Source organism: Rhizobium sp. BT-226, from assembly GCF_025847085.2.
Taxonomy (GTDB): domain Bacteria; phylum Pseudomonadota; class Alphaproteobacteria; order Rhizobiales; family Rhizobiaceae; genus Rhizobium; species Rhizobium sophorae.
Genome location: NZ_JAOYTI010000002.1, coordinates 141,068 through 153,931, shown reverse-complemented (window position 1 = coordinate 153,931; position 12,864 = coordinate 141,068). Strand labels below are relative to the sequence as shown.

General features: G+C 60.2%; 12 protein-coding genes and 1 pseudogene. 6 read left to right on the top strand and 7 right to left on the bottom strand.

The features are described 5' to 3' along the window. Window positions 1–101: 101 nt before the first annotated feature. From cml to OIU37_RS10860, 4 genes are all read right to left on the bottom strand, one after another. Window positions 102–1,289: a CmlA/FloR family chloramphenicol efflux MFS transporter gene (gene cml, locus OIU37_RS10875; RefSeq protein ID WP_264257516.1), complete on the bottom strand. Its 1,188-nt coding sequence runs from the start codon at window positions 1,287–1,289 to the stop codon at window positions 102–104. Between the two features lie 305 nt (window positions 1,290–1,594). Next, complete coding sequence (rpsI, locus tag OIU37_RS10870) at window positions 1,595–2,062, bottom strand: 30S ribosomal protein S9 (protein ID WP_018241561.1); 468 nt, start codon at window positions 2,060–2,062, stop codon at window positions 1,595–1,597. Between the two features lies 1 nt (window position 2,063). Beyond that, the gene (gene rplM / locus OIU37_RS10865; protein WP_003558420.1) at window positions 2,064–2,528 is read right to left on the bottom strand and encodes a 50S ribosomal protein L13; all 465 of its coding nucleotides are present in this window, start codon (window positions 2,526–2,528) and stop codon (window positions 2,064–2,066) included. Between the two features lie 314 nt (window positions 2,529–2,842). Then, window positions 2,843–3,742, bottom strand: a complete 900-nt coding sequence (locus OIU37_RS10860; protein ID WP_264257515.1) for a LysR family transcriptional regulator — start codon at window positions 3,740–3,742, stop codon at window positions 2,843–2,845. Between the two features lie 73 nt (window positions 3,743–3,815). Here OIU37_RS10860 and OIU37_RS10855 point away from each other — a divergent pair, with 73 nt between their 5' ends. Continuing rightward, entirely contained in the window at window positions 3,816–4,049 is a 234-nt protein-coding gene (locus OIU37_RS10855) for a DUF1127 domain-containing protein (RefSeq protein ID WP_264257514.1), read from the top strand. A 95-nt stretch (window positions 4,050–4,144) separates the two neighbouring features. Next, entirely contained in the window at window positions 4,145–4,978 is an 834-nt protein-coding gene (locus tag OIU37_RS10850; protein WP_264257513.1) for an enoyl-CoA hydratase, read from the top strand. Here OIU37_RS10850 and OIU37_RS10845 read toward each other — a convergent pair. Then, window positions 4,979–5,814: pseudogene (locus OIU37_RS10845) on the bottom strand (EamA family transporter). Window positions 5,815–6,284: 470 nt separating this feature from the next. Beyond that, window positions 6,285–6,608, bottom strand: a complete 324-nt coding sequence (locus OIU37_RS10840) for a hypothetical protein (RefSeq protein ID WP_025394078.1) — start codon at window positions 6,606–6,608, stop codon at window positions 6,285–6,287. Between the two features lie 120 nt (window positions 6,609–6,728). On the opposite strand from OIU37_RS10840, the gene OIU37_RS10835 reads away from it, so the two are divergent. The 4 genes from OIU37_RS10835 (at window position 6,729) to OIU37_RS10820 (ending at window position 11,323) form a co-directional block, all read left to right on the top strand. Continuing rightward, the gene (locus OIU37_RS10835) at window positions 6,729–7,157 is read left to right on the top strand and encodes a CoA-binding protein (RefSeq protein ID WP_240602513.1); all 429 of its coding nucleotides are present in this window, start codon (window positions 6,729–6,731) and stop codon (window positions 7,155–7,157) included. Window positions 7,158–7,274: 117 nt separating this feature from the next. Beyond that, window positions 7,275–8,558 carry an O-acetylhomoserine aminocarboxypropyltransferase gene (locus OIU37_RS10830; protein ID WP_264257512.1) on the top strand — a complete coding sequence of 428 codons (1,284 nt, stop codon included), beginning with the start codon at window positions 7,275–7,277 and terminating at the stop codon, window positions 8,556–8,558. 14 nt (window positions 8,559–8,572) lie between these two features. Beyond that, window positions 8,573–8,926 (top strand): cupin domain-containing protein, encoded by a 354-nt coding sequence (locus OIU37_RS10825; RefSeq protein ID WP_240602518.1) that lies wholly within the window; start codon window positions 8,573–8,575, stop codon window positions 8,924–8,926. Window positions 8,927–9,193: 267 nt separating this feature from the next. Next, window positions 9,194–11,323 carry an EAL domain-containing protein gene (locus tag OIU37_RS10820; protein WP_264257511.1) on the top strand — a complete coding sequence of 710 codons (2,130 nt, stop codon included), beginning with the start codon at window positions 9,194–9,196 and terminating at the stop codon, window positions 11,321–11,323. A 265-nt stretch (window positions 11,324–11,588) separates the two neighbouring features. Here OIU37_RS10820 and OIU37_RS10815 read toward each other — a convergent pair whose 3' ends face one another. Then, on the bottom strand, window positions 11,589–12,833 hold the full coding sequence (locus tag OIU37_RS10815; protein ID WP_264257510.1) for a cytochrome P450: 1,245 nt from the start codon (window positions 12,831–12,833) through the stop codon (window positions 11,589–11,591). Window positions 12,834–12,864: the final 31 nt, after the last annotated feature.

Sequence of the window (12,864 nt, the reverse complement as noted above, 5' to 3'; positions counted from 1 at the left end):
CCCGCGCGCAGAAAGGGGTAGGCGAGGTGCGGACGGATTTCAAGCAATCGTTCGGACGACGGCCGCTCGTTATCGTCGAGCGACCGTCATTTTTCCGCTGCCTATCGGGCCGGCTTCCACAGGCACCACAATCCAGCCAGCGTCGTCAGCGCGGTCGCTGAGACATAGCTCGCGAGCGGCCAGGCGCTGTCACTGCCGAGCAGAATCACGAAGAAGGTTCCGACAAAGCCGACGATGATGCTCGCGACGCAGGAATAGAGCGCGACCGCCGTCCCGGCCGTATCGCCAAAGGCGTCGAGCGCGCCGTTGGCGGTGACCGCCGTCGCAACGACGATACCGATCGCGATGATCCACATCGGCACGACGAAGCTGACCAGGGAGCGCTGCAGAAACAGCTGTCCAAAAGCAAGCAGCACGGCGCCGAGAAGCAGCATTGCCATGCCTCTGGCAAGGCTGCCTGCAATGCCCCAACGCATGACGAAACGTTTGGCGAAACGCGCCGTCACGATCATCACCAGCGCCACCGTGGCAAAGATGAAGCTGAAGGCGATGCCGGAAAAACCGGCTTTGTCGATCAGGATACGGGGTGCCGTCGAGAAGAAGACGAAGAAGGCGCCCATCGCCGTGCTGAAGCCGCCCGTATAAACCCAGAAGGGGAGGCTTGTAAGGATCGGGCGGAGTGCGATCTTCGCGGTGACGGCAGGGCGGGTTTCGTGCCACCGCATGCCGGCGTTGAAAAGGGCGGCAACCGAAAGGAGGCCGATGACGAGGAAGATGGCGCGCCAGCCGAAGCGATCCGCGATCAAGGCTCCGATGATCGGGCCGAGTGCCGGCACGAAAGAGAGGATGGAGCCGAGAAGGCTATAGATCGTGCTGCTTTCGGGACGCCCGGCGTAGACGTCACGCACGGTTGCGAAAGTTGCGACGAGGGTCGCCGACGCGCCGACTGCCTGCAGTAATCTCAAGACCACGAAGATCGTCGCCGACGAGGAGCCGGCAAGCAGGAAGGATGAGGCGGCAAAGAGCGCAGCACCTCCAAGCAGGACAGGCCGTCGTCCGACAATATCGGAAATTGGGCCGAAGACGATCTGGCCGACACCGAGGACGAGCATGTAGAGGCCGAGGGTCAGTTGGATGACCGCCGGCGAAGTGCCGAGCGCCGCCGGCATGACCGGCACGATCGGCAGATAGATATCCATGGCGAGCGAGGCCGGGATGTCGAATGGTGCCATCAGCAGCAAGGCTGCCGGCAGGGAATAGGTCCATTGCTGGATTTTGGGATAAAACATGGGAAAGAACCCGCTCAAATGATTTCATTCGGCGGCGATCTGTCTCTTCAGCAGTGTCGGGATTGGCCGGACAGACGCCGCAACAACAGGGCAGAGTTGTTGCGGCTTATTTGTCTGCGGACTTGGTTATTCCCATGATGCGACCTTGACTGCGGCTTCGTCCATTCGCGAAGCGCTTTGCCAAGTTTCTACCAGCAGAGTTGGAATGCGACAATGGCGCGCCGGCACGCTTCCGATGGTTTAAACGGCGCAAAACAAAAGGCCGGGTTGCCCCGGCCTTCGTAAATTCCGTCTGTCCGAAGCGATTAACGCTTGGAGAACTGGAACGAGCGGCGGGCCTTTGCCTTGCCGTACTTCTTGCGTTCGACGACGCGGCTGTCGCGGGTCAGGAAGCCGCCCTTCTTCAGCACCGCGCGCAGGCCCGGTTCGAAGTAGGTGAGCGCCTTGGACACGCCGTGGCGAACCGCACCGGCTTGGCCGGAGAGGCCGCCGCCTGCAACCGTTGCGATGATGTCGAACTGGCCGTCACGGGCAGCCGCGACGATCGGCTGGCGCAGGATCATCTGCAGCACCGGACGGGCGAAATATTCCGCGAATTCCTTGCCGTTGACGATGATCTTGCCGGAGCCCGGCTTGACCCAGACGCGGGCGACGGCGTTCTTGCGCTTGCCGGTCGCGTAGGAGCGGCCGAGCGAATCGACCTTGCGGACGTGGGCCGGAGCAGCAGCTTCGGAAGCCGTGCCGAGATCCTTCAGGGAGGAGAGGTCAGCCATATCAGGCGCTCCTTACGTTCTTTTTGTTGAGCGCGGCAACGTCGAGGGCGACCGGCTGCTGGGCTTCATGGGGATGGTTGGAGCCGGCGTAAACGCGCAGGTTCTTCATCTGGCGACGGCCGAGCGGACCACGCGGAACCATGCGTTCGACGGCCTTTTCGAGGACGCGCTCCGGGAAGCGGCCTTCGATGATCTGGCGTGCGCTGCGTTCCTTGATGCCGCCGGCATAACCGGTGTGCCAGTAGTAGACCTTGTCGGAATACTTCTTGCCGGTGAAAACCACCTTTTCGGCATTGATGACGATGACGTTGTCGCCGTCGTCAACGTGAGGCGTGAAGGTTGCCTTGTGCTTGCCGCGCAGGCGCATAGCGATGATGGAAGCGAGACGGCCAACGACCAGCCCTTCGGCGTCGATGATCACCCACTTCTTCTCCACCTCTGCAGGCTTCTGGGAGAAGGTTGCCATAGTGAATACTCTCTTTTGGGACCCTTGGCCCGAAGGCTTGAAGGGCGTTTCTTGTTGCTTGGATTGGCATGCTCGAGGCATGCCAAAAAGAAAGCAGCCCGGACAGGCTGCGTTCTGGCGCGGTGTATAAAGGGAATATGACATTGGGTCAATATCGACTTCGCGAAGGTTTGGAAAAAAAATTAAGCAAAAACAAATGCTTAGATATGTGGTATTTTAATACCTCATATTTCTGCGGTCGCGAACTGCTGCGCCTGACGTTTTTCACGTCGTCTCTGCCCGTTTGAAATTGCGTCCCCAGTCGAAAGCAGCTCTCAGCCTTTGAACGCGCGCAGGCATTTCATCATTTCGCGAAGGCCGCGTGTCAGATGTTTGTCCCGGCGCAGAACCATGCCGAGGCGGCGCGTGAGCCGCGGGTTCAGCGATGAAGTTGTTACGAGGCCGGCGCGGTCGCGCTTCAGCGCCAGCCCCGGCAGGATCGACCAGCCGAGTCCCACGGCCACCAGCTCCTTGATCGCCTCGATGCTGCCGAACTCCATCGCAGGTCGGATCCTGGTATCCGGTGCAGCCAGCCACGCGTCGATTGCGCGCCTGGTATTGCCGCCCTCATAAAGCAGCAGCGTCCTGTCGCGCATGAAGGCGGCGTCCGGCCCGCCTTCGGGCATCAGGCTGCCCGCGGGGGCGACGGCCAGCAATTCCTCCTCGTAGAACGGTTCGATCTCGAAGTTCCGTCCGGATGCCGGCAGGGCGACGACGGCGATATCGAGGCTGTTGGCCTCCAGATCGCACAGAATGTCGTCGGCATCACCGATGCGCACGGTGATTTCGAGGCCGGGCATGGATTTTCTGGCGACGGCGATGGCGCGAGGAAGCAGATGGATCGATGCCGTGCCGCCACTTCCGATGCGCACGCGGCCGCTGGCGCCATCTCTGTACGGCATCATCGCTTCTTCCGCAGCGGCCGATTCCTGGAGCAGCCGCCTTGCATGCACGAGCAGGTCGAGGCCTGCCGCGGTTGGCTGCGCCCGCCGCCCCACACGCTCGATCAGCCGGACGCCGAGCCGCTGTTCCAGCCCCTTCACCTGCAGGCTGACGGCCGGCTGGGTCAGGCCTTCCTTGTCGGCCGCAGCCGTAAAGCTTCCGAGATCGGCGACATTGACGAAGGTGGCAAGCTGATCGAGGTGGAGAGGCATACCAAAGAAATCCTTATGCATATCATAATATCCATAAGCTTCTTTCGCGGCATCTTCCAGCGCATCTTTCATCCGTTGAAGAAAGGAAGAAGAGATGGCCTTGGAATTAAGCGGGATCCTTGACACACCTCGCGATATCGTTCGGTCGAAACTTCACGGCATGACGCGCTGGAGCCTGCGGCTGCTGATGACGATCGAACATCACCTCGAAAAGCGCCGCAGCCGCCGCACACTTTTAGAACTCACCGACGACGACGAGCTTTGCGATGTCGGTCTGACCCGGGAGCAGGCAAGGGCAGAAACATCGAAGTCCTGGTTCTGGTCCTGACGGCAACGGTCTCTACGGGAGTGCGGATCCTGCTCGAAATTTCCGGCGCCTTGTGGCAAAACATCTGCCTGGAATCGAGCGCAGGGAGCAGCATCATGGCCGAAATCGTATCTTTCCGGAAGGATGCCGCCGGAGCGAAAGAGGGCGGCTTGCTGACCCGCTCGCTGCTCGACGGCGTGCTGCGGCTCGTGCTCGACAATCCACCTGCCAATGTGCTTTCGATCGCGCTTCTCGAAGCGCTGCTGGAGGAGCTCGAGACGGCCGGGGCGGAGTCGGATGTGCGCGTCGTCGTCATCGCCTCCACCGGCAATGTCTTTTCCGCCGGGCATGATCTCAAGGAACTCACCGCCCATCGCGTCGACGAAGATCAGGGGGTCGGTTTCTTCGAAAGGTCCTTCCGGCTCTGCGCCGATCTGATGCTGAAGATCGCGCATCTGCCAAAGCCTGTCATCGCCGAGATCGACGGGCTTGCAACGGCTGCGGGCTGCCAGCTCGTTGCTTCCTGCGATCTGGCGATCTGCACGGACAGTTCGACATTCTGCACACCGGGCGTCAATATCGGCCTGTTCTGTTCGACGCCAATGGTGGCCGTTTCTCGTGCCGCGCACCGCAAGCAGGCAATGGAAATGCTGCTGACCGGCGAGACGATCGACGCCTCGACCGCGAAGGATTTCGGCCTCGTCAACCGCATCGTGCCGAAACAGTATCTGATGCAGGTGGTGTCTAGATATGCGGCGGTGATCGCCAGCAAGTCGCCGCAGGCGCTGAGGATCGGCAAGGAAGCCTTCAACCGGCAGCTCGAACTGCCGGTGGAGGCCGCATATGACTATACCGCCAGGGTGATGGTCGAAAGCATGCTGACTGAGGATGCCGAGGAAGGGATCGGCGCCTTCCTCGGCAAGCGCATGCCGGAATGGAAGGGTGAGTAATCACGCCAGTTTCAGAATCAGCCCGCCGATTGCGATGACGACGCCCGCGACGTAGCGCCAGATGCTGGCTTTCTCCTTGAAGACGACCACCGAAATCACCAGCGCAAAGAGGATCGCGGTTTCGCGCAGGGCTGCGACGGTTGCGACCGGGGCTTTCGTCATCGCCCAGAGTGCCAGCCCGTAGGAAGCGATCGAGCCGGCGCCGCCGATAAGGCCGCGCCACCAGTTGCGGCGAACGTGACGCATTAGTGCGAAAGCGCCGCGCTGGGACGCTGCCCAGGAAAACAGCAGCACCGGCGGCAGCAGCGACATCCACAAAGTGTAGGAAACCGCATTGCCGGAGATGCGCGCGCCGATTCCGTCGACATAGGTGTGCTGGCGATGATGCAGGCATTGGCAAGCGAGAGGATGACGGCGCGGCTGCTGCCGCGTCGCGCCTCCAGGGCGAGCGTCAGCACGCCGGCCGAGATCGTCATCGTGCCGGCAAGGGCGCCGCCGGAAAGATTTTCCTTCAGGATGAAACCGCTTGTCGCGGCGATCAGCAGTGGCGCGCAGCCGCGCATCAGTGGATAGACGAGGCCGATATCGCCGGCCCGGTAGGCGGCGGCGACCAGCTGGAAATAGGCAAACTGCAGGATGGCAGAGGCGCCGATGAACGGCCAGGCCGAGGCGTGCGGCAACGGCAGGAATGGCAGGAACGGCAGTGCTGAAACCGCACCGCCGGCCGAGATCAGCGCCGCATCGAGGGATTTATCGCTCCCCGCCTTGATGATGGCGTTCCATGTCGCGTGCAGCAGTGCGCCGAAGAGAACGAGCAGGATGACGTCGAGAGGCAAGGGAGTAATCCGGAAAGGATGAGAGGAACACGCCTCGCCTTTGGCGTTTCAAATTCCTGAAAAGACAACTGGGATTTGCACGAAAATGTGCGGCTGCGGTCGCTTATGCGTTCATATCTCAAATAACATCCTTTCAGTATGTGAACAATGGCGGTGCCCCGGAGCAATTTTTACGTGCGCGCGACATGCGTTCAATCCAGGCGATCCTTTCAACTATGAGATGTTTCTAATGGATGGAAGAACAAAGAGGGAAATTATCGGGAACAAAAAAAGAAAATATCCGCAGGAATGACGGAGCCAATTATTCTATGCTGCTGAAATATAGATATTATTCTATAGCTTTGACATAGGGGAAAATTGAAGCTTCTGATTGTGCAATCTTCAGGAAATCGCAGCGCGGAATTGAGCCCAAACCTTTCGCAAGCGCGAAAGGCGTACAGTTCCTGCGTCCGCCATGACGGTGAAAAACATCAAAGCTGATGATGCGGAACGAAGAGCATCCCGTCAAGGTTGTCGATGTTCTGGCAGTTCAGCACTTGGCAACGGGGAGTGTCTTTCGAAGGGATATGCGTCCATTCCGCATAATCGGTCGCGTCGCAATAATTGCTGTTGCGGACATAGCGATCGTAGAGCGGCAAGCCACGGGGAGACTGGTAGCGGAAGATGACGGCGCCTTGATTGTGGATGGCGGCGCGAACGCTGGCACAGCTCATGGTGAGCGGATTGTAGCGCGAAATCGCCAACGCCGGCGATGCGGCGAGCACGAGCATGAGGGCAAGAGCGACTTTTTTCATCGAATCATCCTCATGGAGTATCCAATTCATATATACGGAAAAGATGCTCAGTCGGTTTCACGCACACGCAAAAAAATATGCCGGCCGCGCCGAAGGGCTTTCGGGAGTGGAGAAATGGACATGAATCACGACGCCTACACGGATGATTACCTCGCCGGAATCCTGCATTCGGTGAAGATCATCGCGCTGACCGGCGCTTCGCCCAATCCGGCCCGGCCGAGCAACGGCGTCATGGGCTATCTGCTGTCGCGCGGCTACGAGGTCATTCCTGTCAATCCGGGGCAGGCGGGCAAACAGATCCAGGGCCGTACCGTTTATGCCCGGCTCGCCGACATCCCCGTGCCGATCGACATGGTCGACGTCTTTCGCGCCTCCGAATATCTGGATGGGGTCGTCGAAGAGGCGCTGGCGCTGAGGCCGCTGCCGAAGGTCATCTGGTCTCAGCTTGGTGTTCGCGACGATGCGGCTGCGGCAAAGGCGGAGGCCGCCGGCATCCAGGTGGTGATGAACCGCTGCCCGGCGATCGAGTATCCCCGTCTTATTGCCTGAGTTGCGGTCCGCTGAGACGGATTTTCCACCGAACGCCCATGGGTTGAAACGGATCGCGATTAACTTTCTCAAGCGACCGGCTATGATCCTGCCCGTCAGCAACAACTGGAGGACGACATGGCCAAGAACGATCCGGGATTCAACACGCTGGCGATCCATGCCGGTGCGCAGCCCGACCCGACGACTGGTGCGCGGGTAACGCCGATCTACCAGACGACCGCTTTCGTCTTCAATGATTCCGATCATGCCGCCGCCCTTTTCGGCCTGCAGGCCTTCGGCAACATCTACACCCGCATCATGAACCCGACGCAGGCCGTGCTCGAGGAGCGCGTCGCGGCGCTCGAGGGCGGCACGGCGGCCCTTGCCGTCGCCTCCGGCCATGCGGCGCAGGTGATCGTCTTCCACAATATCATGCGCCCCGGCGAGAATTTCATCGCTGCCCGCCAACTCTACGGCGGTTCGATCAACCAGTTCGGCCATGCCTTCGAGAATTTCGGCTGGCAGGTGCGCTGGGCCGATGCCACCGATCCGGCAAGCTTCGAAAGCCAGATCGACGACAAGACGCGCGGCATCTTCATCGAGAGCCTCGCCAATCCCGGTGGCACTTTCGTCGATATCGCCGCCATCGCCGACGTCGCGCATCGCAACGGCCTGCCGCTGATCGTCGACAATACGATGGCAACGCCATATTTCATCCGTCCGATCGAACACGGCGCCGACATCGTCGTGCATTCACTGACGAAGTTTCTCGGCGGCCACGGCAATTCCATGGGCGGCCTCATCGTTGACGGCGGCACCTTCGACTGGTCGAAATCCGGCAATTACCCGATGCTGTCGAGCCCGCGGCCGGAATATAACGGCATGGTCCTGCACGCGACTTTCGGCAATTTCGCCTTTGCGATCGCTGCCCGTGTGCTCGGCCTGCGCGACCTCGGGCCGGCGATCTCGCCCTTCAACGCTTTCCTGATCCTGACCGGCATCGAGACGCTGCCGCTGAGGATGCAGCGCCACAGCGACAATGCGATCGCCGTCGCGAGGTGGCTGAAGGCGCACAGCAAGATCGCCTGGGTGAATTATTCCGGCCTCGACGACGACCCGAACTACGCCCTGCAGCAGCGGTATTCGCCGAAGGGCGCAGGCTCCGTTTTCACCTTCGGCCTCAAGGGCGGCTATGAGGCCGGCAAGACGCTGGTCGAGGGGCTGGAGCTCTTCTCCCATCTTGCCAATATCGGCGACACCCGTTCGCTCGTCATCCATCCGGCCTCGACGACGCACCGGCAGTTGACCGACGAGCAGAGGATCGCTGCCGGCGCAGGCCCTGACGTGGTGCGCCTTTCCGTCGGCATCGAGGACGTCAAGGACATCATCGCCGATCTCGAACAGGCGCTCTCGAAGATCTGAGATCAGAGGAATCCATGGCGACCACGGCAAAATTCATCACCTTCAGCATCGATGGCGTCGAACCCGAGTTCGGCGCGCCGGAGCCCGGCCGGATCATCTCCGGCGATCCGCAATTCCGTACGTGGAACCTGGAGGAGAGAGAAGGCGGCCTTTATTCCGGCATCTGGGAGGCGACACCGGGCAAGTGGCGGATCGTCTACGAGGAATGGGAATATTTCAGCCTGCTGGCCGGCCATTCGATCGTGACGGAGGACGGCGGTGAGCCGGTTCACTTGAAGGCGGGTGACCGGATGATCCTCAGACCCGGCTTCAAGGGAACGTGGGAAGTCGTTGAAACGACTCGCAAGGATTATGTGATCAAGGTTTGAGCGGGCCAGCAAGCGGTCACGAACGAAGCCGGGCCTTTCCCGTTTTCGGCGTCGCCTTTTGTCGTCGCGGTCGCAGCGGTGATCCGAAACGGCAAGCGGGCAAAGACGGTGCTTATGGCCTCTTATCCCGGATTGAATGCTTTTAACCATTCCCATTAATCGTGCCTACATCGGCAAATGCTAAACCTTATCTGCAGCGCATTGCGGACATGATGTCTCCTGCCGTCCCACAGACATGGCCTTGCAATTAATCTTTGCGGAATTTGCATGTCGTCGAATCTTGCAGCTAGGCACGTTCGGACTCAAACGTCTTCCATCGTTGCGACAACCGTCTGCTTCCTTGTCATTGCCCTTGTATTGACCGGCCTTATGGCGCATGTCGTTGCCACGATGACCCGGTCGGCGAACGAGATCGACGATGCCAGGGCCAGTCGCGCCGCCCGCGCGGCGGTCGCAGCCTTCGTGGCTCGCTTGAGCGGGACAACGACGGACAATGCCATATGGGACGATGCCTATAGTGCGACCTCATCGCCGACTGCCGCGGATTGGGCCTATGAGAACTGGGGAAAAATCAGCGCGGATTACCCACTCTATGACGGCGCGATCGTGATCGGCCCCGACCGGAGTTCGGTTGTCTCCGCATATGCCAAAGGCAAGCCTTTCCAGCCGAGCGTGTTTTTCGGCCAAGCCTTTTATCGGCAGATCAATGCTGCTGCCGATCCGGCAAAGGCGCCTGTCGTTAATTTTATCAAGACCGAAAGCGGCATCGCGCTGATCGCATCGCAGGCGATCCAGCCATTCGAGGCCGCCGGCGAGCTTCCGAAGCTCAGCACGCTGAGCTTCTACAAGGAGTTTACGCCCGAAGTTCTCGACGCGCTCTCGAACGAACATGAACTCGAAGGCCTGCACCTTGAGGCGACGCCGAAGCCGGAATTCCTGAACACGCCGATCACGGACATGAAGGGAGCCGTGATCGGCTACCTAGTTTGGCCCAGCAAAGCGCCCGGAAGCGCCGTGTTTCAGCAGGTCTATCCTTATCTTGCAGCTTCTACCGTCATCCTTTCGCTATTTTTGATCGGCGTTCTGTTGGTTGGCGCATCCGAGGCGCGTCGCCTGCGCCAACTGGCGCAAACGGCTCGCTTCGAAGCGAGCCATGACAGCTTGAGTGGCTTGTTGAACAGACAGGGGCTTCTCCGCCTGCTGGAGGATCTGGATAGCCCGGATCCTTCGTCACCGCGGCTTTACCTGGTTGATCTCGACGGCTTCAAGGCGGTCAACGATGCTTGGGGGCATGCAGTTGGGGATGATTTGATCCGGATCGTCTCGAACGTGCTGATGACCAGTCATCCCGAAGTCCTGGCCGCGGCCCGGCTAGGAGGCGACGAATTCGCGCTGGTGCACGTTGGATCCACTGCACGCGAAGAGATGGAAGAGGCGATTCTGGCGCTGTTTGCCGAGCCCTTCAAAATTGACGGGCGAACGATCGAAGTTGGCGCAAGCATCGGAGCTGCGGCGCACGATGGAGACATATCGCCTTTGGAGCTTCTTCGCAGAGCCGACATGGCCCTCTATCGTGCCAAGGCAAATGGCAAAGGTCAGGCGGTTGAATACGACCCCGAACTGGACCGGGAACGAATACGGGTCGCCGAGCTGGAAGGTCTCTTGAAAACCGCCATCGGCAGCGGCGCAATCGAAGCCGTATTCCAGCCTCTCGTCTCTGCTTCGACCGGCGCTGTCACCGGTCTTGAAGCATTGGCGCGCTGGAAAACTGCAACGGGAAACGTCAGCCCGGAAATATTCATTCCTCTTGCTGAAAGGTGCGGCCTCATCGATGCCCTTGGCGTCCATATGCTGAGAACGTCGATCGGGCATGCCAAGAGCTGGCCTGGTCTGACTTTGTCGGTGAACGTTTCGCCGATCCAGCTCTGCAATCCGGAATTTGCTGCCCAAGTGATCGCGATCCTGCAGGAGCTGGATTTCGATCCAAACCGCCTGACACTGGAAATCACCGAAGGCGTTCTGATGACAAATCCGGATCAGGCCCGCCGCTCGATAGACCAACTCAAGCGCGTCGGCATAAAGTTTGCTCTTGATGATTTTGGCTGCGGCTACGCCAGCATCGGCGCATTGCGGCAGTTTGGGTTTGATCGCATGAAGATAGACCGCTCGCTGGTGTCCGCTCTCGATGAAACCGCAAATGGCGCCGATATTCTTCGGGCAACCATCTCCTTGGCGACTGCTCTGCAGATTCCCGTTACCGCCGAAGGTATTGAGAATACCCGTCAAGCGGCGATCTTGCGAGACGCCGGCTGCGACCAGCTTCAAGGGTATATGCTCGGAAAACCCATGTCGGCATACGACATATCCAGCAGGCTGGAAGAAGAGTCAGCCGCATGATGCCGCAAAGATCGTGGCATACGCTCGGTTATTGACGGATCGCTACCGGCGGCGACCGTATTTTCATTGGATAGTTTTCAGCTGTGGCCTGTTTTTCTGGCGGCTCTGCTTGCCGCCGCGATTCCCATGGTTGGGGGCGGGGCGGTCGCCTTCCGGACCTTCGGCTTCGGTTTCCTCTACGGGTACAGAATAGGATCCGGTCGCGTAGCGGCGCGATCGAACTGCTCGCCGGCATTCTAGGCATTCCCCGGCTCAGAGAAACGGATCACCACTGCAAGTCCAGCCGGTCCAGCCCGTGGAAGTGGTAGACATCCTTGACCACCGGCGTCTTCGCCAGCCTCAGGCCGGCAAGCCGTTCGAACAGGATCGGCAGCACGACGTTGAGCTCTAGCCGCGCCAGCGGTGCGCCGATGCAGAAGTGGATGCCGGCGCCGAAGGAGAGATTTGCCGCCTCGTTGCGGTCGGGCTTGAAGGTGAGGGAATCGGTGAATTTCGCCGGGTCGAGATTGGCGGCAGCAAGGATGAGGCTGACCTTGTCGCCGCGCTTGAAGGAGACGCCGTCGATTTCGGCAGGCTCCAGCGCCCAGCGCTGGAAGATATGGACCGGCGCGCAGATGCGCAGTGTTTCCTCGACAGTGCGCTCTGTCGTCGCTTCGTCCCGGAAGAGTTTTGCCGGATCGCAGCCGCTGTCGAGAATAGTGCGGACGGAGTTGCCGATCTGATGCACGGTCGCCTCGTGCCCGGCATTGAGCAGCACGATCGTCGTCGAAACCAGCTCCTCTTCCGTCAGATACTGGCCCTTGTGTTCGGTATGGATCATGTGGGTGAGCAGGTCATCGCGTGGGGCCGCACGGCGTTCGGCGATCACCGTCTTGACATAGTCGGAAAATTCCTTCGCCGCCCGTTCGGCCTCTTCCTCCTGCTCGCGCGTGCGGCCGAACATGTACATGCGGACATAGGCATGCGACCACTCAAGCAGCTGCGGCCCCATCTCTTCGGGAATGCCGATCATCCGGGCGATCATCGTCACCGGGATGATGTCGGCAAAGGCTGAGAGCAGCTCGACCTCACGCTTCTCCGCGAAGCCGTCGATCAGCCGGTTGGCGAGTTCGGCAAGCTCCGGCTTCATCTTCTCGACATGGCGGGAGACGAAGGCGCGGTTGACCAGCGTGCGCAGCCGCGTGTGCTCCGGCGGTTCGAGTTCGAGCAGGGAATAACGTTCCGAGAGATCGAAACTGGCAAGATGCGGCATCGGCTCGGCAAGGCCGAGCTCCTCGCGGCTGGCGATATGCAGGATCTGCCGACCGAAGCGGCGGTCGCGCAGCAGGCCGTTCACATGGTCGTAACCCGTGAAGAACCACTGCTTCTGCTCGCTCCAGTAGAAGGTCGGGCAATGGGCGTGAAGTGCGGCATAGACGGCATTCGGATTGCCGTAGAAGGCCGGGTTGCGGCCGTCCAGCGAGACATGACGGTTGGCGCGGTCGATCGAGAGAAAGGATGGGATCATCATGCCCCGAGCCTTATCGGATTTGCCGGACCTC

What these genes read in the sequence shown, in the direction of transcription:
- cml (WP_264257516.1), bottom strand. Translation starts at nt 1,289, where the DNA reads ATGTTTTATCCCAAAATCCAGCAATGGACCTATTCCCTGCCGGCAGCC.
- rpsI (WP_018241561.1), bottom strand. Translation starts at nt 2,062, where the DNA reads ATGGCTGACCTCTCCTCCCTGAAGGATCTCGGCACGGCTTCCGAAGCT.
- rplM (WP_003558420.1), bottom strand. Translation starts at nt 2,528, where the DNA reads ATGGCAACCTTCTCCCAGAAGCCTGCAGAGGTGGAGAAGAAGTGGGTG.
- OIU37_RS10860 (WP_264257515.1), bottom strand. Translation starts at nt 3,742, where the DNA reads ATGCATAAGGATTTCTTTGGTATGCCTCTCCACCTCGATCAGCTTGCC.
- OIU37_RS10855 (WP_264257514.1), top strand. Translation starts at nt 3,816, where the DNA reads ATGGCCTTGGAATTAAGCGGGATCCTTGACACACCTCGCGATATCGTT.
- OIU37_RS10850 (WP_264257513.1), top strand. Translation starts at nt 4,145, where the DNA reads ATGGCCGAAATCGTATCTTTCCGGAAGGATGCCGCCGGAGCGAAAGAG.
- OIU37_RS10840 (WP_025394078.1), bottom strand. Translation starts at nt 6,608, where the DNA reads ATGAAAAAAGTCGCTCTTGCCCTCATGCTCGTGCTCGCCGCATCGCCG.
- OIU37_RS10835 (WP_240602513.1), top strand. Translation starts at nt 6,729, where the DNA reads ATGAATCACGACGCCTACACGGATGATTACCTCGCCGGAATCCTGCAT.
- OIU37_RS10830 (WP_264257512.1), top strand. Translation starts at nt 7,275, where the DNA reads ATGGCCAAGAACGATCCGGGATTCAACACGCTGGCGATCCATGCCGGT.
- OIU37_RS10825 (WP_240602518.1), top strand. Translation starts at nt 8,573, where the DNA reads ATGGCGACCACGGCAAAATTCATCACCTTCAGCATCGATGGCGTCGAA.
- OIU37_RS10820 (WP_264257511.1), top strand. Translation starts at nt 9,194, where the DNA reads ATGTCGTCGAATCTTGCAGCTAGGCACGTTCGGACTCAAACGTCTTCC.
- OIU37_RS10815 (WP_264257510.1), bottom strand. Translation starts at nt 12,833, where the DNA reads ATGATGATCCCATCCTTTCTCTCGATCGACCGCGCCAACCGTCATGTC.